The 21,657-nt window shown below is 69.3% G+C and carries 25 protein-coding genes; 6 read left to right on the top strand and 19 right to left on the bottom strand.

The features are described 5' to 3' along the window. Positions 1–48 precede the first annotated feature (48 nt). Together ACWEFB_RS24025 and nucS are read right to left on the bottom strand one after the other, a co-directional pair. Positions 49–735, bottom strand: a complete 687-nt coding sequence (locus ACWEFB_RS24025; protein ID WP_452288810.1) for a hypothetical protein — start codon at positions 733–735, stop codon at positions 49–51. A gap of 186 nt (positions 736–921) precedes the next feature. Continuing rightward, complete coding sequence (gene nucS / locus ACWEFB_RS24020; protein WP_326562868.1) at positions 922–1,581, bottom strand: endonuclease NucS; 660 nt, start codon at positions 1,579–1,581, stop codon at positions 922–924. A 136-nt stretch (positions 1,582–1,717) separates the two neighbouring features. Between nucS and ACWEFB_RS24015 the strand changes: the two genes are divergently transcribed. The 4 genes from ACWEFB_RS24015 to ACWEFB_RS24000 all read left to right on the top strand — a co-directional run bounded on the left by ACWEFB_RS24015 (position 1,718) and on the right by ACWEFB_RS24000 (position 5,079). After that, entirely contained in the window at positions 1,718–2,335 is a 618-nt protein-coding gene (locus ACWEFB_RS24015; RefSeq protein WP_452288808.1) for a DUF4126 domain-containing protein, read from the top strand. Positions 2,336–2,404: 69 nt separating this feature from the next. After that, positions 2,405–3,334 carry a polysaccharide deacetylase family protein gene (locus ACWEFB_RS24010; RefSeq protein WP_452288806.1) on the top strand — a complete coding sequence of 310 codons (930 nt, stop codon included), beginning with the start codon at positions 2,405–2,407 and terminating at the stop codon, positions 3,332–3,334. A gap of 63 nt (positions 3,335–3,397) precedes the next feature. Then, a complete protein-coding gene (locus tag ACWEFB_RS24005) occupies positions 3,398–4,243 on the top strand; it encodes an ABC transporter ATP-binding protein (protein ID WP_452288804.1) in 846 nt (281 codons plus the stop codon). Next, positions 4,243–5,079, top strand: a complete 837-nt coding sequence (locus ACWEFB_RS24000; protein ID WP_452288802.1) for an ABC transporter permease — start codon at positions 4,243–4,245, stop codon at positions 5,077–5,079. The genes ACWEFB_RS24005 and ACWEFB_RS24000 overlap by 1 nt, the downstream gene beginning before the upstream one ends. A 97-nt stretch (positions 5,080–5,176) precedes the next feature. Here ACWEFB_RS24000 and ACWEFB_RS23995 read toward each other — a convergent pair whose 3' ends face one another. Beyond that, entirely contained in the window at positions 5,177–6,025 is an 849-nt protein-coding gene (locus ACWEFB_RS23995; RefSeq protein WP_452288800.1) for a 3-hydroxyacyl-CoA dehydrogenase family protein, read from the bottom strand. A gap of 120 nt (positions 6,026–6,145) precedes the next feature. Next, positions 6,146–7,747 carry a UDP-N-acetylglucosamine 1-carboxyvinyltransferase gene (gene murA / locus ACWEFB_RS23990; RefSeq protein ID WP_452288798.1) on the bottom strand — a complete coding sequence of 534 codons (1,602 nt, stop codon included), beginning with the start codon at positions 7,745–7,747 and terminating at the stop codon, positions 6,146–6,148. Here murA and ACWEFB_RS23985 point away from each other — a divergent pair. Continuing rightward, positions 7,746–8,318 carry a cob(I)yrinic acid a,c-diamide adenosyltransferase gene (locus ACWEFB_RS23985; protein ID WP_452288796.1) on the top strand — a complete coding sequence of 191 codons (573 nt, stop codon included), beginning with the start codon at positions 7,746–7,748 and terminating at the stop codon, positions 8,316–8,318. The two genes, murA and ACWEFB_RS23985, sit on opposite strands and share 2 nt — an antisense overlap. Before the next feature lie 17 nt (positions 8,319–8,335). On the opposite strand, the gene ACWEFB_RS23980 is transcribed toward ACWEFB_RS23985, so the two are convergent. The 3 genes from ACWEFB_RS23980 to ACWEFB_RS23970 form a co-directional block, all read right to left on the bottom strand. Next, positions 8,336–9,100 carry a DedA family protein gene (locus ACWEFB_RS23980; RefSeq protein WP_452288794.1) on the bottom strand — a complete coding sequence of 255 codons (765 nt, stop codon included), beginning with the start codon at positions 9,098–9,100 and terminating at the stop codon, positions 8,336–8,338. An 81-nt stretch (positions 9,101–9,181) separates the two neighbouring features. Further along, on the bottom strand, positions 9,182–9,901 hold the full coding sequence (locus tag ACWEFB_RS23975; protein ID WP_452288792.1) for a response regulator: 720 nt from the start codon (positions 9,899–9,901) through the stop codon (positions 9,182–9,184). Then, positions 9,898–11,085 carry a sensor histidine kinase gene (locus tag ACWEFB_RS23970; RefSeq protein WP_452288790.1) on the bottom strand — a complete coding sequence of 396 codons (1,188 nt, stop codon included), beginning with the start codon at positions 11,083–11,085 and terminating at the stop codon, positions 9,898–9,900. The genes ACWEFB_RS23975 and ACWEFB_RS23970 overlap by 4 nt, the downstream gene beginning before the upstream one ends. Positions 11,086–11,206: 121 nt before the next feature. On the opposite strand from ACWEFB_RS23970, the gene ACWEFB_RS23965 reads away from it, so the two are divergent. Next, positions 11,207–11,863 carry a class I SAM-dependent methyltransferase gene (locus ACWEFB_RS23965; RefSeq protein WP_452288788.1) on the top strand — a complete coding sequence of 219 codons (657 nt, stop codon included), beginning with the start codon at positions 11,207–11,209 and terminating at the stop codon, positions 11,861–11,863. A gap of 157 nt (positions 11,864–12,020) precedes the next feature. On the opposite strand, the gene ACWEFB_RS23960 is transcribed toward ACWEFB_RS23965, so the two are convergent. From ACWEFB_RS23960 to ACWEFB_RS23905, 12 genes are all read right to left on the bottom strand, one after another. Continuing rightward, positions 12,021–12,476 carry a DUF2550 domain-containing protein gene (locus ACWEFB_RS23960; RefSeq protein ID WP_326562856.1) on the bottom strand — a complete coding sequence of 152 codons (456 nt, stop codon included), beginning with the start codon at positions 12,474–12,476 and terminating at the stop codon, positions 12,021–12,023. 12 nt (positions 12,477–12,488) lie between these two features. Beyond that, entirely contained in the window at positions 12,489–12,773 is a 285-nt protein-coding gene (locus ACWEFB_RS23955; RefSeq protein ID WP_326562855.1) for a F0F1 ATP synthase subunit epsilon, read from the bottom strand. Positions 12,774–12,861: 88 nt separating this feature from the next. Continuing rightward, positions 12,862–13,998, bottom strand: a complete 1,137-nt coding sequence (locus ACWEFB_RS23950) for an LCP family protein (protein ID WP_452288785.1) — start codon at positions 13,996–13,998, stop codon at positions 12,862–12,864. Positions 13,999–14,186: 188 nt separating this feature from the next. Next, positions 14,187–15,623, bottom strand: coding sequence for a F0F1 ATP synthase subunit beta (atpD, locus tag ACWEFB_RS23945; protein ID WP_326562853.1), 1,437 nt, complete (start codon positions 15,621–15,623; stop codon positions 14,187–14,189). Then, entirely contained in the window at positions 15,623–16,552 is a 930-nt protein-coding gene (locus tag ACWEFB_RS23940) for a F0F1 ATP synthase subunit gamma (RefSeq protein ID WP_452288783.1), read from the bottom strand. The genes atpD and ACWEFB_RS23940 overlap by 1 nt, the downstream gene beginning before the upstream one ends. Before the next feature lie 9 nt (positions 16,553–16,561). Next, positions 16,562–18,214, bottom strand: coding sequence for a F0F1 ATP synthase subunit alpha (gene atpA, locus ACWEFB_RS23935; RefSeq protein WP_452288781.1), 1,653 nt, complete (start codon positions 18,212–18,214; stop codon positions 16,562–16,564). A 67-nt stretch (positions 18,215–18,281) separates the two neighbouring features. Further along, complete coding sequence (locus ACWEFB_RS23930) at positions 18,282–19,103, bottom strand: F0F1 ATP synthase subunit delta (protein WP_452288779.1); 822 nt, start codon at positions 19,101–19,103, stop codon at positions 18,282–18,284. After that, positions 19,103–19,642, bottom strand: coding sequence for a F0F1 ATP synthase subunit B (locus ACWEFB_RS23925; protein ID WP_326562849.1), 540 nt, complete (start codon positions 19,640–19,642; stop codon positions 19,103–19,105). The genes ACWEFB_RS23930 and ACWEFB_RS23925 overlap by 1 nt, the downstream gene beginning before the upstream one ends. 31 nt (positions 19,643–19,673) lie before the next feature. Continuing rightward, positions 19,674–19,904 carry an ATP synthase F0 subunit C gene (locus ACWEFB_RS23920; RefSeq protein ID WP_121156754.1) on the bottom strand — a complete coding sequence of 77 codons (231 nt, stop codon included), beginning with the start codon at positions 19,902–19,904 and terminating at the stop codon, positions 19,674–19,676. 67 nt (positions 19,905–19,971) lie between these two features. After that, positions 19,972–20,766 carry a F0F1 ATP synthase subunit A gene (gene atpB, locus ACWEFB_RS23915; protein WP_326562848.1) on the bottom strand — a complete coding sequence of 265 codons (795 nt, stop codon included), beginning with the start codon at positions 20,764–20,766 and terminating at the stop codon, positions 19,972–19,974. Between the two features lie 12 nt (positions 20,767–20,778). Further along, complete coding sequence (locus tag ACWEFB_RS23910) at positions 20,779–21,021, bottom strand: AtpZ/AtpI family protein (RefSeq protein WP_326562847.1); 243 nt, start codon at positions 21,019–21,021, stop codon at positions 20,779–20,781. A gap of 162 nt (positions 21,022–21,183) precedes the next feature. Next, positions 21,184–21,561 carry a hypothetical protein gene (locus tag ACWEFB_RS23905; protein ID WP_452288776.1) on the bottom strand — a complete coding sequence of 126 codons (378 nt, stop codon included), beginning with the start codon at positions 21,559–21,561 and terminating at the stop codon, positions 21,184–21,186. Positions 21,562–21,657: the final 96 nt, after the last annotated feature.

The raw sequence follows: 21,657 nt of genomic DNA, 5'->3' as shown, positions 1-21,657 counted from the left end.
TCTGGCCCTGCTGCCAGCACCGAGACTGAACCCGTCACCCGAACACGTCTACGCGTCCGGGCAGTCGTGGATTCCTTGGGAGACCGGGTGCCAGGCGCCGTGGTCCTCGCGCGCACTCAGCCGGTCTGCCTGGCGGGCGGCACGCACCAACTGCTCGGTCGTGCAGGGGACGGCGGCCAGGAACACCGCGCCGACGTGGTGGCAGAACATCGGACCGTAGTCGAGGGGCTGCACCGGTTCACCCGCGAGGATGGCGAGATCCTCCGTGCTCCAGCCCAGCGGCCCGGCCACCGCCTGCAACTGCGACAACCGGTGCCAAGCCCCGCCCAGCATGCCTCTGATGGTGCTGATCGACAGCCCGACGAACGGGAACTCGTATACCCCGAAGCCGCGGTTACGCATAAGGCCGTGCAGGATGGCCGGGAAGGGGTCCTGGTCCGCCGGGTCGCGGGCCGGCCAAGGCTCGGGTGCCGCGCCCTCAACCGGCAGAGCGAGCAGGAACTCGCGCAGGGCCGCGAGCTGCGGGTGGTTGCAATATGTCACGCGGTAGGTGAACGCGCGCATGACTTTCCTATCGCGATCCGGCGGCAGCAGGTCCCCCGGCACGGGATTGCCCCCGACCACGAGCACGTCGGCCACGGGTAGGCCGAGCTCAGCGGCAAGCGTCTCCATTCGCGGCATGTCGTAGCCCCGACCCTTGCCCAGCAGATCGTGCAAGACCTCGGCCCGCCTCATGGCGGTCACCGTACGGTGTCGGGTCTCGAACACGCTCTGGCCCCAACCGCGAACGTGGCACCGCCGAAGACGCGTACATCGAATTTGATGTTTCCACATCATCTTTGATGTACGCCCAAACCGCGTAACTTCGTCTAGGCGCGGAAACCGGCCGGCCGGAACCAGCCGGCCGGCACCGACTGGAAGCTAGAACAGGGTCAGCTCGTCGCGTTCGATGCCGCGCAGGCGGTCGTAGTTGACGGCCACGCACCGGATGCCCCGGTCGGTTGCGAGCACCCGGGCCTGCGGCTTAATCTCCTGGGCGGCGAAGACGCCGTGCACCGGGGCGAGCAGCGGGTCGCGGTTGAGCAGCTCCAGGTAGCGGGTCAGTTGCTCCACGCCGTCGATGTCGCCGCGCCGCTTCACCTCGACCGCCACGGTGGCCGATGCCCCGTCGCGGCAGAGCAGGTCGACCGGGCCGATCGCGGTCGGGTACTCCCGGCGGATCAGCGTGAACCCGTCGCCGAGGGTGGTCGGGTTCGCCGCCAGCAACTCCTGGAGGTGCGCCTCCACCCCGTCCTTGCGCAGGCCGGGGTCGACCCCGAGCTCGTACGAGGTGTCCTGGAAGACCTCCTCCAGGGTGATCCGCAGTTCCTCGCCGGCCTTGTTCACCACCCGCCACACGCCGGGTGCCTCTTCCAGCTTGCAGGGCGGACTCATCCAGTTGAGCGGCTTGTACGCCCGGTCGTCGGCGTGGATCGACACCGACCCGTCCGCCTTGACCATCAGCAAGCGGGTGGCCAGCGGCAGATGCGCCGAGAGTCGTCCCACGTAGTCCACCGCGCATCGCGCTATCACCAACCGCACCCGACGAGGGTAGCGGAGAGCCCTGCCGCCGCCCGCCGCGCACGCCGCGCGAGGCCCGCCGAACGGAACGAGCCGCCGCCGCAAGCCCCAAACCGCCCGTTGGGCGGAAGTGGCGCGTCGATGAGATGCTGACGACGTGCTGGAAGCCCTCACCGGTACGGGCCTGGCCGCATCTTCCGGCCTGAACGCGTACATCCCCCTGCTGCTCATGGGACTGTTGTCCCGGTTCACCGGTCTGATCGACCTGCCCAGCGGTTGGCAGTGGCTGTCCAACGGCTGGGTGCTGGCGATCCTGGCGGTGCTGCTCGCGGTCGAGTTCGTCGCCGACAAGGTGCCGGTGGTCGACCACGTCAACGATCTCGTGCAGACGGTGGTCCGGCCGACCGCCGGCGGGTTGGCGTTCAGCGCCGGCTCCAGCTCGGAAACCGTGACGGTCACCGACCCGGGGAGCTTCTTCTCCTCCAACCAGTGGGTGCCGATCGTGACCGGCATGCTGATCGCGTTCGGCGTACACGCGGTGAAGTCGGCGGCCCGGCCGCTGATCAACGCCAGCACCGCCGGTTTCGGTGCCCCCGTGGCCAGCACCGCCGAGGACGCGACCAGCGTGGTCGTGTCGCTCGTGGCAATCGTCCTGCCGGTGCTGGTGCTGGTCTTCCTGGTCGGCTTCGCGATCCTGGTGCCCTGGTTGCTGCGCCGCCGACGGGAGCGCAAACGGGAACGGGACGCCGCCCGAGCTGCCGGTTTCCGCGTCTGAGTAGCACCAACGGGTGAAGGGCTCCGGATAGGGCCATGAACATTCCTCACTTCTGGAATGATCTGCCCGGTGAGTCGACCCCGGTCCCGGCTACTGCTGGGCGTACTGGTGGCGGTGGCCGTCCTCGGCACCGCCACCGCCGCCGTCGGACTGACCGGAACGCTGTCGCCCCCGGACCGCGCGCCGTCCACCGGCGGCGCACCGGGCCCCGACACGCACGCGATCGGCCCCGCCGGCACCCCGACCCGAGCCACCACCAAGCCCGGCGCCAACCCGAGCACCGGCGCGCCGGGCGGCACCGTCCCCGGCGCGACGCGGGCGGGGACCAGGCCACCGGTGGTCAACAACGGACCGCGTACGGGCAACCGGGTCGCGCTCACCTTCGACGCCGACATGACCGACTCCATGCTCTACAGCCTGCGTACGGGCAAGGTGAAGTCGTACGCCAACCTGAAGATCATCGACCTGCTGGAACGGGAAGAACTGCCGGCCACCTTCTTCCTGACCGGTAAGTGGGTCGAGCGCTACCCCGACCTGACCCGTCGACTGGCGGCGAATCCCCGGTTCGAGCTGGCCAATCACACGTACGGGCACCTGGCGTTCACCGGGGACTGCTACGACCTGCCCCGGGTGCCGGCCAACAGCATGACCGAGGACGTGGCGAAGACGTTCCGGGTGATCGAGCCGTACGGCGGCCGGCAGACCCGCTACTTCCGCTTCCCCGGCCTGTGCCACGACACGGCGGCCCTCTCCGCGCTCGCCCCGCTCGGCCTGACCGTGGTCGACGGGGACGTGGTCAGCGGGGACCCGTTCGCCACCGCCTGGCAACCGATCGTCAGGGCGGTGCTCGACAAGGTACGTCCCGGCTCGGTGGTGATCATGCACGTCACCGAGGCGAACGCCGCGATGACCGACGAGGCGCTTCCGCACATCCTGGCCGGCCTGCGGGACCGGAATCTGGTCCCGGCGACCCTCTCCGAGGTCCTCAGCGGATCTTGACCCACTCCGGATGGCCGGACCCCAGCTACCCACCGTTCGTCACCGGCGCGCATAGTGTTCGTCATGAGTGACCAGCTCGCGATCTCCGTACGGGGATTGCGCAAGTCGTACGGCGAGCACGTCGCCGTCGCCGGTCTCGACCTGTCGGTCCGGGCCGGCGAGGTGTTCGCCCTGCTCGGCCCGAACGGTGCCGGCAAGACGACGACGGTCGAGATCCTGGAGGGCTACCGGCGCCGCGACGGCGGCGAGGTCAACGTCCTCGGCGTCGACCCGAACACCGCCGGGCGGGACTGGCGATCCCGGGTCGGCATCGTGCTCCAGGGCACCGGCGAGTTCGACGACCTGACCGTCGGCGAGGTGGTCGACCACTTCGCGGCGTTCTATCCGAATCCGGACGATCCGCGCCAGGTGATCGGCCGGGTCGGGCTCACCGACAAGACCCGCGCCCGTACGCACACCCTCTCCGGCGGTCAGAAGCGCCGGCTCGACGTGGCCCTCGGCATCATCGGCCGCCCCGAACTCCTCTTCCTCGACGAGCCGACGACCGGATTCGACCCCGAGGCGCGGCGCGAGTTCTGGGAGCTGATCCGCGATCTCGCCGCCGCCGGCACCACCATCGTCCTGACCACCCACTACCTGGACGAGGCGGAGTCACTCGCCGACCGGGTGGGCGTGATCACCGCCGGCCAGCTGGTGGAGGTCTCCACCCCGGCCGAGCTGGGCAACCGGCAGCAGGCGTTGCCGGTCGTCTCCTGGCGTACCCCGGACGGGACGCCGCAGCAGGCGGAGAGCGCGACGCCGACGGCCCTGATCGCCGAGTTGGCCGCGCGGTACGGCGGCGAGGTGCCCGGCCTCACCGTGTCCCGCCCGACCCTGGAAGACGTCTACCTGCGGATGATCGGACAGTGATGAGCACCACCACGGAAGCCGCCCCGGTAGCGGTGCCCCGCCGGACCGGCCCGATCGAACTCGGCCTGCGGCAGGGGCGGCTGGAGCTGCGCCAGTTCCTGCGCAGCCGCGAGTCGGTGGTCTTCACCATGCTCTTCCCGGTGGTCCTGATCCTGATCTTCGCGTCGATCTTCTCGGGCGAGATCGGCGGCGGCGTCAAGTTCACCCAGTACTTCGTCACCGGCATGATCGCCACCGGCCTGCTCACCGTCGGCTTCCAGAGCCTGGCCATCCAGATCCCGATCGAACGCGACCGGGGCGTGCTCAAGCGCCTGCGCGGCACCCCGATGCCGAAATGGGTCTACTTCGCCGGCAAGACCATCATGGTCGCCGTCATCGGCATCGCCGAGACGGTCCTCCTGCTCGCCGTCGCGGTCCTGCTGTTCGACCTCAAACTGCCGGACACCGCCACCAAGTGGTTCACCTTCGGCTGGGTCTCCGCCCTCGGCATCACCGCCTGCACCCTCTGCGGCATCGCCTTCTCCTCGCTGGCGCGCAGCGGCCGGAGCGCACCCAGTACGGTCACCCCGGTCGCCCTGATCCTCCAGTTCATCTCCGGCGTCTTTTTCGTCTTCACCGACCTGCCGACGTGGATGCAGCAGGTGGCGGCGATCTTCCCGCTGAAGTGGATGTGCCAGGGCCTGCGCTCGGTCTTCCTGCCCGCCTCGTTCGGCGCCCAGGAGCCCGCCGGCTCGTACGAGTTGGGCAAGGTCGCCCTCGTCCTGGCCGCCTGGTGCATCATCGGCCTGATCCTCTGCCTACGCACCTTCCGGTGGACCACTCGCCGCGACGGGTGAGTGGTTGCGGTGGGGGGGTTGTGGCCTGCCGTGCCCGGCTCCGAGCGGTCAGGCTTGATCTCTCCGCCGGGCACGGCAGGCCACAACCCAAAATCAATCAGTACGAGTAGAAACCCTTGCCGGTTTTCCGACCCAGGTCGCCGGCGGTGACCATGCGCTGGAGCAACTCTGGCGGGAAGAACTTCTCGTCGCCGGTGTCGGTGTAGATGTTCTTGGTGGCATGCAGGAGCACGTCCGCGCCGGTCAGGTCGGTGGTGGCGAGCGGGCCCATGGCGTGGCCGAAGCCGAGCTTGCAGGCGACGTCGAGGTCCTCGGCGGAGACGACGCCGGACTCGACGAGCTTGACCGCCTCCATGACCAGGGCGGTGATCAGGCGGGTGGTGACGAAACCGGCGATGTCCCGGTTCACCACCACGCAGGTCTTGCCGATCTCCTCGGCGAAGGCGCGGGCGGTGGCGAGCGTCTCGTCGCTGGTCTTGTAGCCGCGTACCAGCTCACAGAGCTGCATCATCGGCACCGGTGAGAAGAAGTGGGTGCCGACGACCGACTCCGGCCGCTTTGTCACCGCCGCGATCTGGGTGACCGGGATCGCCGAGGTGTTGGTCGCGAGGACCGCGTCCGGCCGGCAGATCCGGTCCAGTTCGCGGAACACCTCCTGCTTGAGTTCCAGCCGTTCGAACACCGCCTCGACCACCAGGTCGGCGTCGGCCGCCGCCGCCAGGTCGGTGGTCGGGGTGATCCGGGCCAGGGTGCTCTCCACCTCACCGGCCTCGATCCTGCCCTTGGCGGCGAACCTGTCCAGCGAGGTACGGATGCCGTCCAGGCCGCGTTGGGTGGCCGCGTCGTCCAGGTCGCGAAGCGTCACCTGCCAACCTGCCAGCGCCGCCACCTGTGCGATGCCCGAACCCATCAGTCCGGCCCCGATGACCGCGAGTCGACCCGCCATCCGCCTGCTCCTCCCCTGGTACGCCTGTCCTCACCGCACTCTATCCGTCGACCTGAACGACACCTCAGGCGACGCGGACGAGCAGCGGGCGGGGACGAGCAGCGGGGGTGGAGCAGGGGGTCAGAGGGAGAAGTTCTGCTCGGCGGGGGCGGTGGTGCGTTCGACCTCGACGCCGAGGGCACGCAGGTCCGCGACGAAGTCCGGGTAGCCCCGGTCGACGTGGTGCACGTGCGATATCTCGGTCACCCCGTCGGCGCAGAGGCCGGCGATCACCAGGCCGGCGCCGGCCCGGATGTCGGTGGCCCGGACCGGGGCGCTGGAGAGGCGCTCCCGGCCCCGGACCACGGCGTGGTGCCCGTCGGTCTTGATGTCGGCGCCGAGCCGGGCCATTTCGTTCACGAACATGAACCGGCCGTCGAAGATGTTCTCCGTGATCAGCGAAGCGCCCTCGCTGACCGAGGCCATCCCGATCGCCATCGGCAGCAGGTCGGTGGCGAAGCCCGGGAACGGCAGGGTGACCACGTCGACGGCGGTCGGGCGCCGGTCCATCCGTACCCGGAAGGCGTCGGTCCGGGTCTCGACCAGGCCACCGGCGGAGATCACCTTGTCCAGGGCGATCTCCAGGAAGCTGGGGCTCGCACCGGTCACGGTCACGTCCCCCTGGGTCATGGCCGCCGCGAAGGCCCAGGTGCCGGCGACGATCCGGTCGCCGACCGTACGATGTTGCACCGGGCGTAACTCGCTGACGCCCTCGATCCGGATGGTCGAGGTGCCGGCTCCCTCGATCTTGGCTCCCATCGCCGAGAGCATGGTGCAGATGTCGACGATCTCCGGCTCGCGGGCCGCGTTGTCGATCTCCGTGATCCCCTTGGCCAGCACGGCGGCCATGACCAGGTTCTCGGTCGCGCCGACGCTGGGGAAGTCCAGCCAGATGGTCGCCCCGCGCAGCCCGTTCGGGGCCGAGGCGATCACGAAGCCGTGCGAGCCGGAGATCTCCGCACCCATCCGGGCCAGGCCCGACACGTGCATGTCCAGGCCCCGGGAGCCGATCGCGTCACCACCGGGATGGGCCACCCGGACGTAACCGCGCCGGGCCAGCAACGGGCCGAGGACGCAGATCGACGCACGCAGCCGGCGTACCAGGTCGTAGTCGGCGTCGGTGCCCGGTTCGGCGGGCACGTCGATGGTCACCGTCCGGGCCCGGCCGGGCAGTGCACCGAGGTCGACCGCCGCCTGGGCCTCGCCGCTGGCCGTCGAGGCGACGTCGCGGACCGGTCCGGCGCCGTCCACCGGCGGCACCTCCACCGGTACGCCGTCGGCCACCCCGACCACCGGGATGCCCTCGATGGTCCCGGTCGAGGTGCCGTTGTCCTCGCCGAACGAGACCTCGCAACCGAGCCGGCGCAGCACCTCGCCCATGATCGCGATGTCGGTGATCCGGGGGACGTTGGTGATCACACTGCGGCCGGGCGCCAGCAGCGCCACCGCCATCAGCTTCAGCGCGGAGTTCTTCGCGCCCACGACGTGCACCTCACCGGCGAGCCGGGCGCCACCGCTGACCCTGATCACGTCCACGTCGGCAATCGTAGGGTCGGCCGCCACCTCTGCGGTCACCCCGGCCGGCGGCCAGTCCCCCGGCAGCCCGCCGGTCGGGTCGGTTCCGTCACCGGTCACCGTCTGGGTGGGCGGCTCGCCGTCGGACCTCCGTACGCTGTCCGTCATGGCCGTTCACCTCACCCGCATCTACACCAGGACCGGCGACGCCGGCCAGACCAGGCTGAGCAACAACGAACTGGTCGAGAAGACCGATCCGCGGATCGCCGCGTACGCGGACGTGGACGAGTGCAACGCGGCGATCGGGGTGGCCCTCGCGCTCGGCCAACTCGACGACGGTCTGCGTACGGTGCTGGCCGCTATCCAGAACGACCTCTTCGACGTCGGCGCCGACCTGGCCACCCCGGTCGAGCCGAATCCGGCATATCCGCCGCTGCGGGTGACCGAGGAGTACGTGACCAGGCTCGAAACCTGGTGCGACGAGTACAACGCGGAACTGGGCAAGCTCGACTCCTTCATCCTGCCCGGCGGCACCGCGGGAGCGGCTCTGTTGCACGTCGCACGCACGGTGGCCCGGCGCGCCGAACGAGCGGCCTGGGCACTGGTGAACCACGATCAGGAACGAACCAGCATCCTTCCGGCAAAGTATCTCAACCGGCTATCCGATCTGCTCTTCATCCTGGCAAGAACGGCCAATCCCGACGGGGATGTGCTATGGGTCCCCGGCGGCCGGAGGTGACGCCGGGCGCACGCTGATCACCACCGGGACGGGTCCCGCTCCGACCGAGCCGTACGGGTGTCCGGGCGGGTACGCCGCCCCTGGTCCGGGCCACGCCGCCGCAGTGGCGACCGGGCATGCCGTACCCGTCCCCGGCATCCTGTGGCGGACTCCCGGTCACGGCGGGCACGGCCCCGACCCCGACGGCGGTGGGCCCACACGCCGGCGGTGACCAGCCCGGCCACGGCCACAACGATCACCACCACCGTGCCGATCAGTCCGCCCATCCGCAGGTACGACGCCCCGGCGAGATAGCCGATCAGGAAGATGCCGGGCACCCAGACCAGCACCGCGGCGGCGTCGTACACCGCGAACCGCCGGTACGGCAGCCCGGCCACCGCCGCCATCCGGGGCACCAGGGTCCGGACGTACGGCGTCCACCGGCCGAGCACGATCGCCGGGCCGCCCCCGGCGGTCAGCAGGCGCTCCGCCCGCTCCCACCGCCCGGCGTCGATCCGGCGGCCGAACCGACCCCGCCGCAGCCGGGGCCCCACCAGCCGCCCCTCCAGGAAGCCGAGGTGGTCGCCGAGCATCGCCGCCAGGCTGGTCACCACGAGGGCGGTGGCCGGGTCCAGGTCACCGGCACGGGCCAGGAAACCGACGGTGAGCATCGTGGTGGCCGCCGGCAGGACCATCCCCGGCAGCACCGCCACCTCGGCGGCCAGCACGACCGCTGCGGTCAGGTACAACCAGCCGGTCGACAACCCGGCGAGCCAGTCGACAAAGGCGCTGATGATCTCCACCCAGCTACCCTGACGCCCACCGGTACGCCGCCACGTCGGTCAGCCGGCCGCCGGGCCTCCTCCGGGTGGCCGGAGGCAGCCCTAGGGGGCGCCCACCACCGGGTCGGGGTCGGGCTCCTCGACCAGGTTGAACCCGTCGTCCACCAGCCCGAGCCGGTGGGCCACCACGGCGGCCTGCACCCGGTTGCGCAGCCGTAGCTTCTCCATCGCGGCCGAGACGTGGGTCTTGACCGTGGTGACGCCCAGGTGCAGCCGGCCGGCGATCTCGGCGTTGGAGAGCCCGACCCCGACCAGGGCCAGCACCTGCCGCTCCCGGTCGGTGAGCAGGCGCCGCTGCCCGACGGGGACCTGCTCGGCGTCCCGCTGGGCGTCCTCGCGGTGGGCGGACAGGGCGCGGCCGACGATGCGGGCCAGCACCGGCGGGGCCAGCAGCGACTCCCCGTTGGCCGCCCGCCGGACCGCTTCGATCAGCGCCTCCGGCTCGCCGTCCTTGACCAGGTAACCGATCGCACCGGCGCCCAGGGCACCGTAGATGTCGGCGTCGTCGGCGAACGTGGTCAGCACCAACACCCTGGCGGCCGGGTGATGGTCGAGGATCCGCCGGGTCGCCTCGATCCCGTCCATCCTCGGCATCCGCAGATCCATCAGCACCACGTCGGGGTGCAGCCGTTGGGCCAGGCGTACCGCCTCCGATCCGTCGGCGGCCTCCCCGACGATGTCGAAACCCCCGGCCGTACGCAGCAGCAGGGCGACTCCGGCGCGGACCAGCGCCTGGTCGTCCACGACGAGTACGCGGATCATGCGGTCTCCTTGACCGGTAGGTGAGCTGTCAGCCGCCAACCCCCATCGGCGGCGGGACCGGCGGCCAACCTACCCCCGAGCAGCCCGACCCGCTCCCGCATGCCGGCCAGGCCGTGCCCCGACGGCGGCAGCTCCGTACGGACCGGATCGGCCCGTACAGAGCCGCTGTCGAGTACCTCGACCAGCAGGCCACGCTCCTCCCGGCACAGCCGCACCGACACCGAACTGCCGGGTCCGGCGTGTTTGAGCGCGTTGGTCAGCCCCTCCTGAATCACCCGCGCCGCGGTCGTACGCACCACCAGCGGCGCCCCGGCCACCAGTTCGGCACCCGCCAGCCGAACCTCCAGCCCGCCCGCCTCGACCTGGCGGACCGCGTCCCGGAAGATCTGCTCCGGCTCGACCAGCACCGTGGTCGCCTCGACCGCCTCCGGGTCGCGCAACACCTCCAGCAGCTCGCGCAGCTCGTCGAGCACCCGACCGGCCGTACCGCGCACCTCGCCGAGGGCCACCACCGCGTCGTCCACCTTGCCGGTGTGCCGGGCGGCGAACTGGGCCGCGCCGGCCTGCAACGCGATGGCGCTGACATGGTGGGCGACGATGTCGTGCAGGTCCCGGGCGATACTGGTCCGCTCGGCGAGCCGGGCCGCCCGGTTCTCCGCCGCCTGCCGGGTCTCCGCCTCCCAGGCACGCTCCTCGGCGACCAGGGTGGCGTCCCGCTGCCGGCGCAGGTACCGGCCGAACACGATCGGCGCGCCGACCAGTGCCGCGATGGCGAGCACCCGTACCGTCGCCTCCTTGTCGGTGAGCCCCAGCTGCTCCCCGCCCGGGTCGACCACGTCGATCAGCGTCGCGACGAGGGCCAGCAGGAACGCCGTGGCGCTGCCCAACCAGCGCGAGCGGTAGCCGACCACGGCCAACGCGACCGCCAGCCCCAGCTGGGTGATGACACTGTTCGGTGGGGCGACGGCGTCGGCGACCACCAGCAGGGTCGCCTCGACCGCCATCGTCGGCCACGGCCAGCGCCGCGCCCCGAACAGTGCGAGCCCGGTCGCGGTGGCCAGGCCGGCGACGACCGGGTTGTCCTGGATCTCGGCCCAGCCGAGCAGGCCGTTGGCCGCGACCAGCGCGAGCCCGACCAGTCCGAGCAACAGATCCGGACCCCACCGCCACCGCCCCGTTCGCACCCGCCAACGATACGTAGCGGGCGTGGGCAGCCGGTCCGGCCACCGGCCGGTCCGCCTCCTCCGGGTGGCCGAAGTTCCGACCATCCGGACGACCGGGTACGGGCGGTCATCGCCTATTTTGGTGGCCGTGGCCAATGAGAAATTAACGTTCCTGACCCAGTTTGTCCGTCAGCCGATGGCGGTCGGTGCGATCGCGCCCAGCTCACGGGCACTGGCAGACAAGATCACCGCACCGGTTCCGCGTACGGGCGATCCGGTGGTGGTCGAACTCGGACCGGGTACCGGCTCCTTCACCGGCGAGATCCAGCGCCGGCTCGGCGGGCGCGGCCACCAGCTCGCCATCGAGATCAACCCCGACTTCGCCGGTGCCCTGAGTCGGCGCTACCCCGCGGTGGACGTCATCTCGGACGACGCCCGCAAACTCCGTGACCTGCTTGCCGCACGGGGCCACCGCCAAGCGGACGTGATCGTGAGCGGCCTGCCCTGGGCCGCCTTCAACAACGACCTGCAGCAGAACCTGCTCGACGCGGTCGCCGACGGGCTCGCCGACGACGGCGCGTTCACCACCTTCGCCTACCTGTTCGCGATCTGGACCCCGCCGGCACAGCGACTCCGCACCGCACTCCGGTCCCGGTTCGAAGAGGTCACCATGGGCCGTACGGTCTGGGCGAACCTGCCCCCCGCACTCGTCTACCACTGCCGCCGCCCCATCCGCCCCACCCGCCCCCACTCCGGCCTCACCCCGGTCAGCGCCAGCAGGGACGACACCACCGCCTGAAGCGAACACCCCTGCTCCCAAGCAACAACGCCCGGTCCCCATCGGGACCGGGCGTTGACGAACAAAGGTTTGGGTTGGGCCCGCCGTGCCCGGCGGAGAGATCAAGCCTGACCGCTCGGAGCCGGGCACGGCGGGCCCAACCCCCCAACGAACACCCTCAAGCAGCAGGCCAATCATGAGCCCCCAGACGCGGCGAGACCGCCCCCGGAGGAGCGGCCTCGAGCCACGAGAGAAAACCGGTCACCGTGGATTGCGCCATCGCGATCTCCACCGGTGCCTGATGGCTGGTACAGCGGAGGATCACCCAGTCGGCCGGCATGGAGAACTGTTCCTGGCCCTCGGGCAACCGGCGACGTTCAACCGCGAGCCCCCGACGGGCGAGCACCCGCTTGGGCCGGATGGCAAAACTGAACATCCGGTACCAGCGCAGTTCGTCGTCGGTGAAGCGCCCGAATCCTGGCGACCAGCCCCGGCCGTCGAGCATCGTCGACACCCGTACGCTGAGCCGGATGATCCCGCCCGAGCGGGTCACCAGGGCACGCCGGACGAAGAGTACGAGCAGGCCGGCGAGCACGACCAGCGCGCCGACCCCGATCCACTCCAGAACCAGCACCGACGTGCCGGGTCAGCGGGTCGAAGCGGCGGTAACCGGGGTGGCGCTCTCGGCGAGGACGGTGACGCCCGAGCCGGTCACCGAGAGGAAGCCACCGGCCACCTCGAACGTGATCTGCTCACCACCGGCGAGCTTGATCCGGACCTGTCCGGGCTCGGCGAGCTGCCCCAGCAGCGGAGCGTGGCCCGGCAGCACTCCGAGCTCGCCCTCGGTCGTCCGCGCGACGACCATTTCGGCGTCACCGGACCAGACCTTCTCCTCGACGGCTACGAGCTCGACGTGTAGCTGATTTGCCACGCTGACTCCTTGTATAGCTACGGGATCCCACCGAGTCTAGTCGCGCATCCGTCCCGTTCCCACGGCGGGTGGCGAGAAGCACCCCCGGCTACTTGTCCGTGTTGATCAGCTCGGGGTGCGCGGCCACGAAGGTGTCCAGCGTGTCGGCCTGTACGGAGGCGAAGAAGTCCGGGGCCGGGTCCTTCAGTTGCTCGCCCTGGTAGTTGCTGGACGAGCCGAGCGCGGCGTGCGGCAGTTTGATCAGCGTCATCGAGTCGGACCGCAGGTCACGCAGGGCGAAAGCCCAGTCGGCGACGCTGTGCCCACGACCGTTGAAGATCAGGGACTGGCCGGCGGCGCGCAGCACCGCGTCCAGCTTGAGCGGGTTGGTCACCACGTCCCGGCTGAGTGCCTGGCTCGCCATCGCCCGGATGAACTGCTGCTGGTGCCGCTGCCGCCCGTAGTCGCCGTCGACCAGCGTCTTGCGCTGCCGTACGTAGTCCAGGGCCTGCCAGCCGTTCAGGTGGGCCTGGCCCTTCTTGTACTCGCGCTGCGGCCCGATGTAACCCTCGCCGTTCGGGTTGCCCGGCCGCGGGGTGCCGTCCGGCTGGAGGTGCTCGGACTTGGTGTCGGCGTCGATGTACATGTCGACGCCGCCCATCGCGTCGACGATCTTCTTGAAACCGCCGAAGTTGAGGATCGCGCCCGCGTCGAACCGCTTGATGCCGGTGTAGTTGCTGATCGTGGTCTGCAACAACTCGAAGCCCTTGGCCGCGTCCGGGTTCTTCCCGGGCACCAGGCTGCCGTGCGACATGGCGGCGTTGAGCCGGTCGTTGCCGCCGGCGTAGTTCGCCTTCGGGAAGGCGGGGATGTCCACCCGCAGGTCACGGGGAAGCGAGAAGAGGTACGCCCGGTCCATCCCGGCCGGCACGTGCAGGATCATGATCGAGTCGGCCAGCGGGGGCGTGGACGGCTGCCGCGGGTCGATGCCGACCAGCAGGATGTTGACCGGCCCCTTGATGTCGGACACTTTCGGCGGCGGGGTGCCGGGTCCCTCGTCGCCGAAGAGGTCGGCACTGGCCACCGCACCCTGGTAGCGCGAGAGCAGCGCCTCGAACCCGACCAGTACGACCCCACTGAGCAGCATCAGCACGGTACCGAAGATCGTGCAGAGTCGCGCCCAGCGCGGCACCGCCGACTTCTTCCTGCGCTTGCCGTGTGTGGTCGGCGTACCGAGGTCGGTCACCAGGCATCTCCCATCATCGCGCCCCGACGGAAACGGACGGCCCTACGAGGGCACGGACGTTGCAGAGCGTAGCGCTGGTTTCTGGGTAAACGCCTGGAAGATCAACTGGGCCGCCCCGCACCCCGCGTACGCGAAAAGGGACCGTGTCGGCGGTCAGCCGGCACGGTCCCCAGTCGCAGTACGGAAAACTAGTCCTTCATCAGCTCGCGTGCGTTGCGCTCCAGGTCGTCCAGGCCACCGCACATGAAGAACGCCTGCTCGGGGAAGTGATCGAACTCACCCTCGCTGATCTTCTTGAACGCCTCGACGGTGTCCTTGACCGGCACGTACGAACCCTTGATGCCGGTGAAGACCTCGGCCGCGAAGGTGTTCTGCGACAGGAAGCGCTCGATCCGCCGGGCACGCCCAACGGTGATCTTGTCTTCCTCGGAGAGCTCTTCGATACCGAGGATGGCGATGATGTCCTGCAGGTCCTTGTAGCGCTGCAGGATCCGCTTCACCTCGGAGGCGACGGTGTAGTGCTCCAGACCGACGTACTCCGGGGCGAGGATCCGCGAGGAGGACGCCAGCGGGTCAACCGCCGGGTAGATGCCCTTGTCGGAGATCGACCGCTCCAGGTTGGTGGTCGCGTCCAGGTGGGCGAAGGTGGTCGCCGGTGCCGGGTCGGTGTAGTCGTCCGCCGGCACGTAGATCGCCTGCATCGAGGTGATCGCCTGGCCTCGGACCGAGGTGATCCGCTCCTGGAGCTCGCCCATCTCGTCGGCGAGCGTCGGCTGGTAACCCACCGCACTCGGCATCCGGCCCAGCAGGGTGGAAACCTCCGAGCCGGCCTGGGTGAACCGGAAGATGTTGTCGATGAAGAGCAACACCTCCTGCTTCTGCACGTCCCGGAAGTACTCCGCCATGGTCAGCGCGGAGAGGGCGACCCGCAGACGCGTGCCCGGCGGCTCGTCCATCTGGCCGTAGACCAGCGCGGTCTTCTCGATGACGCCGGACTCGGTCATCTCGTGGATGAGGTCGTTGCCCTCACGGGTACGCTCCCCCACCCCGGCGAACACCGAGGTACCACCGAAGTTGTTCGCAACCCGGATGATCATTTCCTGGATCAGCACGGTCTTGCCCACACCCGCGCCGCCGAACAGGCCGATCTTGCCACCCTTGACGTACGGGGCGAGCAGGTCGAGAACCTTGATGCCGGTCTCCAGCATCTCGGTCTTCGGCTCGAGGTCGGCGAAGGCCGGGGCCTTCCGGTGGATACCCCACCGGTCGGAGACCTGGAGCTTCTCGCCCTCCTTGAGGTTGAGGCACTCGCCGATCGCGTTGAACACGTGACCCTTGGTGCCGTCACCCACCGGGACCATGATCGGGTTGCCGGTGTCCCGGACCTCGGCGCCGCGGACCATGCCATCGGTCGGCTGCATCGAGATGGCCCGGATCATGTTGTCGCCCAGGTGCTGGGCGACCTCAAGGGTCAGCGTCTTCTCTCCACCGGAGAGCGAGACGGTGACGTTGAGGGCGTTGAAGATCTCCGGCATGGCGTCGCGCGGGAACTCGGCGTCGACGACCGGGCCGATGACCCGTACCACCCGACCGGTGGCGGTCTTCGTCTCTACTGGTGCAGTCATCACACTTCACTTCCCGACGCGGCCAGCGCGTTGGCGCCGCCGACGATCTCACTGATCTCCTGGGTGATCCCGGCCTGGCGGGCCGAGTTCATCTCACGCGTGTATCTGTCGATCATGTCCTCGGCGTTGTCGGTCGCGCTCTTCATCGCGCGCCGGCGTGCCGCCGACTCACTCGCCGCCGACTCGATCAACGCCGCGTAGATCCGGGTGTTGATGTACTTCGGCAGCAGTGCGTCGAGCAGCGCCTCGGCTTCCGGCTCGAACTCGTACGCCGGCAGCAGGCCCTCGGACCGCGGACGGTCCTCGACCTCCATCGGGCCGATGATCTTGGTAACCGGGTTCTGCGTCATCAGCGACTTGAACTCGGTGTAGACGATGTGCAACTCGTCCACGCCCAGCACGCCGTCGATGCCGCCGCTGCCGCTCTCGTCGTCCGCGCCGTGGCCGAACGCCTTGATCAGCGTCTCTCCCACCTCGCGGGCGTTCGCGAACGACGGCTGCTCCGAGAACCCGGTCCAGCTCGCCTCGATCGGCCGGTTGCGGAACCGGTAGAAGGTGACGCCCTTACGGCCGATGACGTAGAGCACCGGCTCCTTGCCCTCGTCCCGCAGCCGAGCCAGCAGGGACTCGGCCATCTTGATCGCGTTGGAGCTGTAACCGCCGGCCAGGCCGCGGTCACTGGTGACCACCACGACCCCGGCTCGCCGTACCCGCGGACGGGCGGTGAGCAGCGGGTGGTCGATCGCCGCGTTGGACGCCAGCGCGGTGAGCACACCGGTGATGGCCTGGGAGTACGGCAGGGACGCCGCGACCCGGGCCTGGGCCTTGGCGATCCGGCTCGTCGCCACGAGCTCCATCGCCTTGGTGATCTTCTTCATCGACTTCGCCGAGCGGATTCGTTGACGAAGAACGCGAACCTGGGCCGCCATTGGTCAGCCCTACTTCTCTACCGCAGCGTCGGTCCCGCCATCCCGGTACCGGGTTACGGTCTCGCGGTTCTCTTCGCCTTCGAGGGGCGCGGCTGCGGCCTCGTTGACCTTCACGTCGTCCGCTTTACCCAGGAACTGGGCCTTGAACCGGTTGATCGCCTCGTCCAGGGCGCGCGGCTCGTCGTCGCTCCAGTTGAACGCCGCGATCGAATCCAGCGTCGACTTGTAGTTGTGCCGCAGGAACTCGAGGAACTCGTTCTCGAACCGGCGTACGTCGGCAACCGCGATGTCGTCGAGCTTGCCCTCGGTACCGGCCCAGACCGACACCACCTGCTCCTCGACCGGGAACGGCGAGTAGTTCGGCTGCTTGAGCAGCTCGACCAGGCGGGCGCCACGGTCCAGCTGGTTACGGGAGGCCTTGTCCAGGTCGGAGGCGAAGGCGGCGAACGCCTCCAGCTCGCGGTACTGGGCCAGGTCCAGCCGGAGCCGGCCGGCGACCTTCTTCATCGGCTTGACCTGCGCGGCGCCACCGACCCGGGAGACCGAGGTACCGACGTTGATCGCCGGCCGGACACCCTGGTTGAACAGCTCGCCCTCGAGGAAGATCTGCCCGTCGGTGATCGAGATGACGTTGGTCGGGATGAACGCCGAGATGTCGTTGCCCTTGGTCTCGATGATCGGCAGACCGGTCATCGAGCCGCCACCCAGCTCGTCGGAGAGCTTGGCGCAGCGCTCCAGCAGGCGGGAGTGCAGGTAGAAGACGTCACCCGGGTACGCCTCGCGGCCCGGCGGGCGACGCAGCAGCAGCGACACGGCGCGGTACGCCTCGGCCTGCTTGGTCAGGTCGTCGAAAACGATCAGGACGTGCTTGCCGCCGTACATCCAGTGCTGCCCGATGGACGAGCCGGCGTACGGGGCGATGTACTTGAAGCCGGCCGGGTCGGAGGCGGGCGAGGCGACGATGGTGGTGTACTCCATCGCGCCCTGCTCCTCCAGCAGGCCCTTCACCGAGGCGATGGTGGAGGCCTTCTGGCCGATCGCCACGTAGATGCAGCGGACCTGCTTGGCCGGGTCACCCGACCGCCAGTTGTCCCGCTGGTTCAGGATCGTGTCGATCGCGACCGTGGTCTTGCCGGTCTTCCGGTCACCGATGATCAGCTGACGCTGACCCCGGCCGATCGCGGTCATCGCGTCGATGGCCTTGATGCCGGTCTGGAGGGCCTCGGTCACACCCTGACGGGCCATGACGTTCGGCGCCTGCAGCTCGAGCTCGCGGAAGCCCTCGTTGGCGATCTCACCGAGACCGTCGATCGGGGCACCGAGCGCGTTCACCACGCGACCCAGGAAGGCGTCGCCGACCGGAACGGACAGCACCCGGCCGGTGCGCTTGACGCGCTGGCCTTCCTCGATGCCGGCGTAGTCGCCGAGCACCACGGTGCCGATCTCCCGGACGTCGAGGTTGAGCGCCACACCGAGCGTGCCGTCCTCGAACTCCAGCAGCTCGTTGGCCATCGTCGAGGGGAGCCCCTCGATGTGCGCGATGCCGTCACCGGCGTCGGCGACAGTGCCGACCTCCTCGCGGGAGATGTCGGGCGAATAGGAGGAGACGTAGCGCTCCAGGGCGCCGCGGATCTCCTCCGACGAGATGGTCAGCTCGGCCATCCTCTGCTTCCTCTATTCAGGGCCCGGAGTTAACTCAGAGCGGCAGGCTAAGTACGGCGTAGTTCGTTCAGCGCTTGGTGAGCGCGTTACGGGTTTCGGTGAGTCGGCGCAGGATGGTGCCGTCGTAGAGATCGGCACCGACCTGGACGCTCAGCCCGCCGAGCACGTGCGGGTCGACCGTCTGCTTGACGGTGACCTCCCGACCGTAGATCTCGGTCAGCTTGGTGCTCAGCCGGCGCTCCTCTTCCTCACCGAGGGGCGCCGCGACGGTCACGTAGGCCACCTGCCGGTCACGGCGGTCGGCGGCCAGCTCCACCAGGCGGGTGAGCCCGTTGGAGAAGGACCGTCCACCGAAGCCGGCCAGGGCCACCTCGGCCAGGCGGATGGTCGACGGCTTCGCCTTGCCGGACAGCAGGGTCCGAACCAGCTCGGTCCGCTGCGCCACCGGCGCGATCGGGTCGGACAGGGCGTTGCTCAGTCCGGTGTCTCCACCGACCACCTGGCCGAAGCGGAACAGCTCGTCCTCGACCTCACCGAGGTCGTCGGCCCGGTCGGCACTGGCGAGCAGTGCCTCCACCCCGAGCCGCTCGGTGCCGGTCAGCAGTTCGGACGGAGCCGACCAGCGACCACCGACCAGCGCGGTGAGCAGCTCGGACGCGTCCGAGTTGACCTTGCCGGCGACCAGGCTGCCCAGCAGGCCGGCCCGCTCCTCGCCGGAGCGGGCCGGGTCGGACAGGGCCCGCCGCAGCCGCGCCTCACGGCGCAGCAGATCGGCCACGGCGAGGATCCCGTCGGCGGTGTCGGCGATCGCCGACGGCTCGGCGGTCTGGGCGTACGCGTCCAGACGCTCCGCCACGGCGGCGTACGACTCCCGGCTGGCGGCCTGCATCAGCGGGCCCCCGCGCTCTCGAGCCCGGTCAGGAAGCGCTCGACCGTGCCCTTCTGACGCGCCTCGTCGGCGAGCGACTCACCGACGATCTTGCTGGCCAGGTCGACCGCGAGCGTGCCGACCTCCGCGCGCAGTTCACGCACGATGGTCTGCCGTTCGGCGGCGAGCTGTTCCTTGCCGAGCGCGATGATCCGGTCGGACTCCTCGCGCGCCTTGGCCAGGACGTCCTGTCGGATGCCCTCGGCGTCGGCCCGCGCGTCGTCGCGGATCTTGGCGGCGTCGGTACGTGCCTCCGCCAACTGGGCCCGGTACTGATCGAGGAGCTGGTTGGCCTCGGCCTGTGCGACCTCGGCCCGCTTGATGCCACCCTCGATCGCTTCGACCCGCGCCTGGAAGGTCTGCTCCATGCGCGGGAAGACGAACTTCATCAGCACGAAGCAGAGCAGCGCGAAGGCGACCGATCCAACGACGATCTCCTGCCAGAGCGGGAGAATCGGGTTGTGCTCGGTGGCGCCTTCCGCAGCGGCGATGTAAAGCATGTGAACCCTCCGTTGACGAAGGCGGGCGGAACTAGAGCTGGCCCTGCCAGATGAAGCCGAATGCGATGCCGAGCAGCGCGAGCGCCTCGATCACGGCGAAGCCGATCCAGACGTAGGGCAGGGTGATCCGCGACGACTCGGGCTGACGCGCCGTCGAGTTGATGTACGCGGCGAAGACCAGGCCGACGCCGATGCCGGGGCCGATGGCGGCAAGGCCGTAACCGATGGCGGCGACGCTGCCCTCTACTGCGGCGATGTCCATTAGTTGGTTCCTCCTGGGTATCTCGCGTGACGGTCACGCGGGACGACAACGGTTGTGCGGTTGTGGATCAGTGCTCTTCGGCGACAGCGCCCTGCACGTAGCTTGCCGTCAGCACGACGAAGACGTAGGCCTGTAGGACGATGACCAGTGCTTCGAGGAAGGTCAGCGCGACGGTCATCACCCAGGAGAGCACCGAGACCGGCGCCAGCAGCGGGGTCGCGTTGAGCATCGCGAATCCGCCGAGGGTGAAGACCAGCAGGAGCATGTGGCCGGCGAACATGTTCGCGAACAGACGCACGGCCAGCGAGAACGGGCGAACCAGGAACGTCGAGAATGCCTCGATCGGAATCAGCAACGGCAGGATGTACCACGGCGCCGGCGGGATGAGGGCGTTCTTGAAGAACTTGCCCGCACCGTGGTGCCGGATGCCCACCCAGATGAACATCACGTAGCTGATCGCCGCGAAGATCGCCGGGAAGGCGATGTGCGAGTTCGGCGAGATCTGGATCAGCGGAACGATGCTGAACAGGTTCGTCAGCAGGATGAAACAGAAGAGCGTGGTGAAGTACGGCGCGAAGGCGACTCCACGGTGCCCGATCATCTCCACGGCGATGTTGTTGCGCACGAAGCCGTAGATCGACTCGGCGAACCACTGCTTCTTGGTCGGCACCAGCTGCGGTTTGCGGTAGCTCAGCAGGAAGAACAGGATGAGCAAACCGGCCGCGAGCCAGACCAGCAGGGTGATCTTGGTGACCCACAGCGAGTGTCCGCCCCACGGGGCGATGCTGGGCAGGAAGAAGTCCCCCACGCTGGGTGGAAACGGAGAATCGCCCTCCGCGAGGACGACCGTTTGTCCGATCACCGCGTCCCTTCCCTAGTTAGGCGGCGCGCCGAAGTGGCGGATGACCAGGTAGATCCCACCAGCCGCGCCGAGTACCACGCCGATCCCGATGGCGACGCCATCGGTCTCGAGCCACCGGTCGACCAGCCAGCCGATGAGGCCCCACACCAACATCCCTGCGATCAGGTACGCGAGCGCGGTCCATCCCTGTCCGGCGTTGGGCGGCTGATAGTCGCCTGTGCCGTCAGCGGGTTGGGGGGTTTGGTCACCGGCCATGACACGGCGAACGGTATCAGCCAGAAATACGAGGCAAGGAGGCACCCCCCGCACAACCGAGGTGTGTGGGCGTTCTGGGGCGCAGCGTCGTCTGGAGGCACGCTACTCCGCTTAGGCCCGCTGGGAAATGACCGATCACGGACAGTTTTTTGCCGCGCCGTGCTAGGTGGTGGTCCGCCGCAGGTGAACAGCGGTGATCCACCAGATGTGCACACCGGTCCAGACCGCCACGCCGGCGACCACGCCGAGCGCCAGCGGCACCAGCCCTGGCCAGCCAGTAGCAGCCGCCGCGGCCATCAACACGCCGAACACCGAGAATTTGGCCGCGTACATCGCCAGACCGAACGGCAGGACCAGTTGCGGGTCCACCGAATCGGCCCAGGCCACGACCAGGGTGGACGATGTGTAACTGAAAGTGACGACGGCAACGCCGATCGCCGCACCGATCGCTCCGGTCGTACCGGATGTCAGGCCGCCGACCAGGGCGGCCAGCGCGACCAGGCCCGCGGAGGCCAACAGCAGCACCGGCAGGTGCTGCAATCGCCAGTGATTGTCCGTCGGGGACGCAGGGTCCGCGACGTCGTCAGCGCGGGGTGCGTCGACCGGTGCGGGGGACTCGGCCGGGTCTCTGTCGGA

This window comes from Micromonospora sp. NPDC004704 (assembly GCF_053601675.1).
The sequence above is the reverse complement of the archived record's forward strand: the minus strand, read 5'-3'. Positions and strand labels throughout refer to the sequence as shown.

Excerpts from the sequence above, each read along its gene's own strand:
- ACWEFB_RS23940 (WP_452288783.1), bottom strand. The coding sequence starts at position 16,552 with ATGGCGGCCCAGGTTCGCGTTCTTCGTCAACGAATCCGCTCGGCGAAG.
- ACWEFB_RS23995 (WP_452288800.1), bottom strand. The coding sequence starts at position 6,025 with ATGGCGGGTCGACTCGCGGTCATCGGGGCCGGACTGATGGGTTCGGGC.
- ACWEFB_RS23925 (WP_326562849.1), bottom strand. The coding sequence starts at position 19,642 with ATGCTTTACATCGCCGCTGCGGAAGGCGCCACCGAGCACAACCCGATT.
- ACWEFB_RS23910 (WP_326562847.1), bottom strand. The coding sequence starts at position 21,021 with ATGGCCGGTGACCAAACCCCCCAACCCGCTGACGGCACAGGCGACTAT.
- atpA (WP_452288781.1), bottom strand. The coding sequence starts at position 18,214 with ATGGCCGAGCTGACCATCTCGTCGGAGGAGATCCGCGGCGCCCTGGAG.
- ACWEFB_RS24025 (WP_452288810.1), bottom strand. The coding sequence starts at position 735 with ATGAGGCGGGCCGAGGTCTTGCACGATCTGCTGGGCAAGGGTCGGGGC.
- ACWEFB_RS23920 (WP_121156754.1), bottom strand. The coding sequence starts at position 19,904 with ATGGACATCGCCGCAGTAGAGGGCAGCGTCGCCGCCATCGGTTACGGC.
- ACWEFB_RS24005 (WP_452288804.1), top strand. The coding sequence starts at position 3,398 with ATGAGTGACCAGCTCGCGATCTCCGTACGGGGATTGCGCAAGTCGTAC.
- ACWEFB_RS23930 (WP_452288779.1), bottom strand. The coding sequence starts at position 19,103 with ATGCAGGCCGCCAGCCGGGAGTCGTACGCCGCCGTGGCGGAGCGTCTG.
- ACWEFB_RS23975 (WP_452288792.1), bottom strand. The coding sequence starts at position 9,901 with ATGATCCGCGTACTCGTCGTGGACGACCAGGCGCTGGTCCGCGCCGGA.
- ACWEFB_RS24000 (WP_452288802.1), top strand. The coding sequence starts at position 4,243 with ATGAGCACCACCACGGAAGCCGCCCCGGTAGCGGTGCCCCGCCGGACC.
- atpD (WP_326562853.1), bottom strand. The coding sequence starts at position 15,623 with ATGACTGCACCAGTAGAGACGAAGACCGCCACCGGTCGGGTGGTACGG.
- ACWEFB_RS23985 (WP_452288796.1), top strand. The coding sequence starts at position 7,746 with ATGGCCGTTCACCTCACCCGCATCTACACCAGGACCGGCGACGCCGGC.
- murA (WP_452288798.1), bottom strand. The coding sequence starts at position 7,747 with ATGACGGACAGCGTACGGAGGTCCGACGGCGAGCCGCCCACCCAGACG.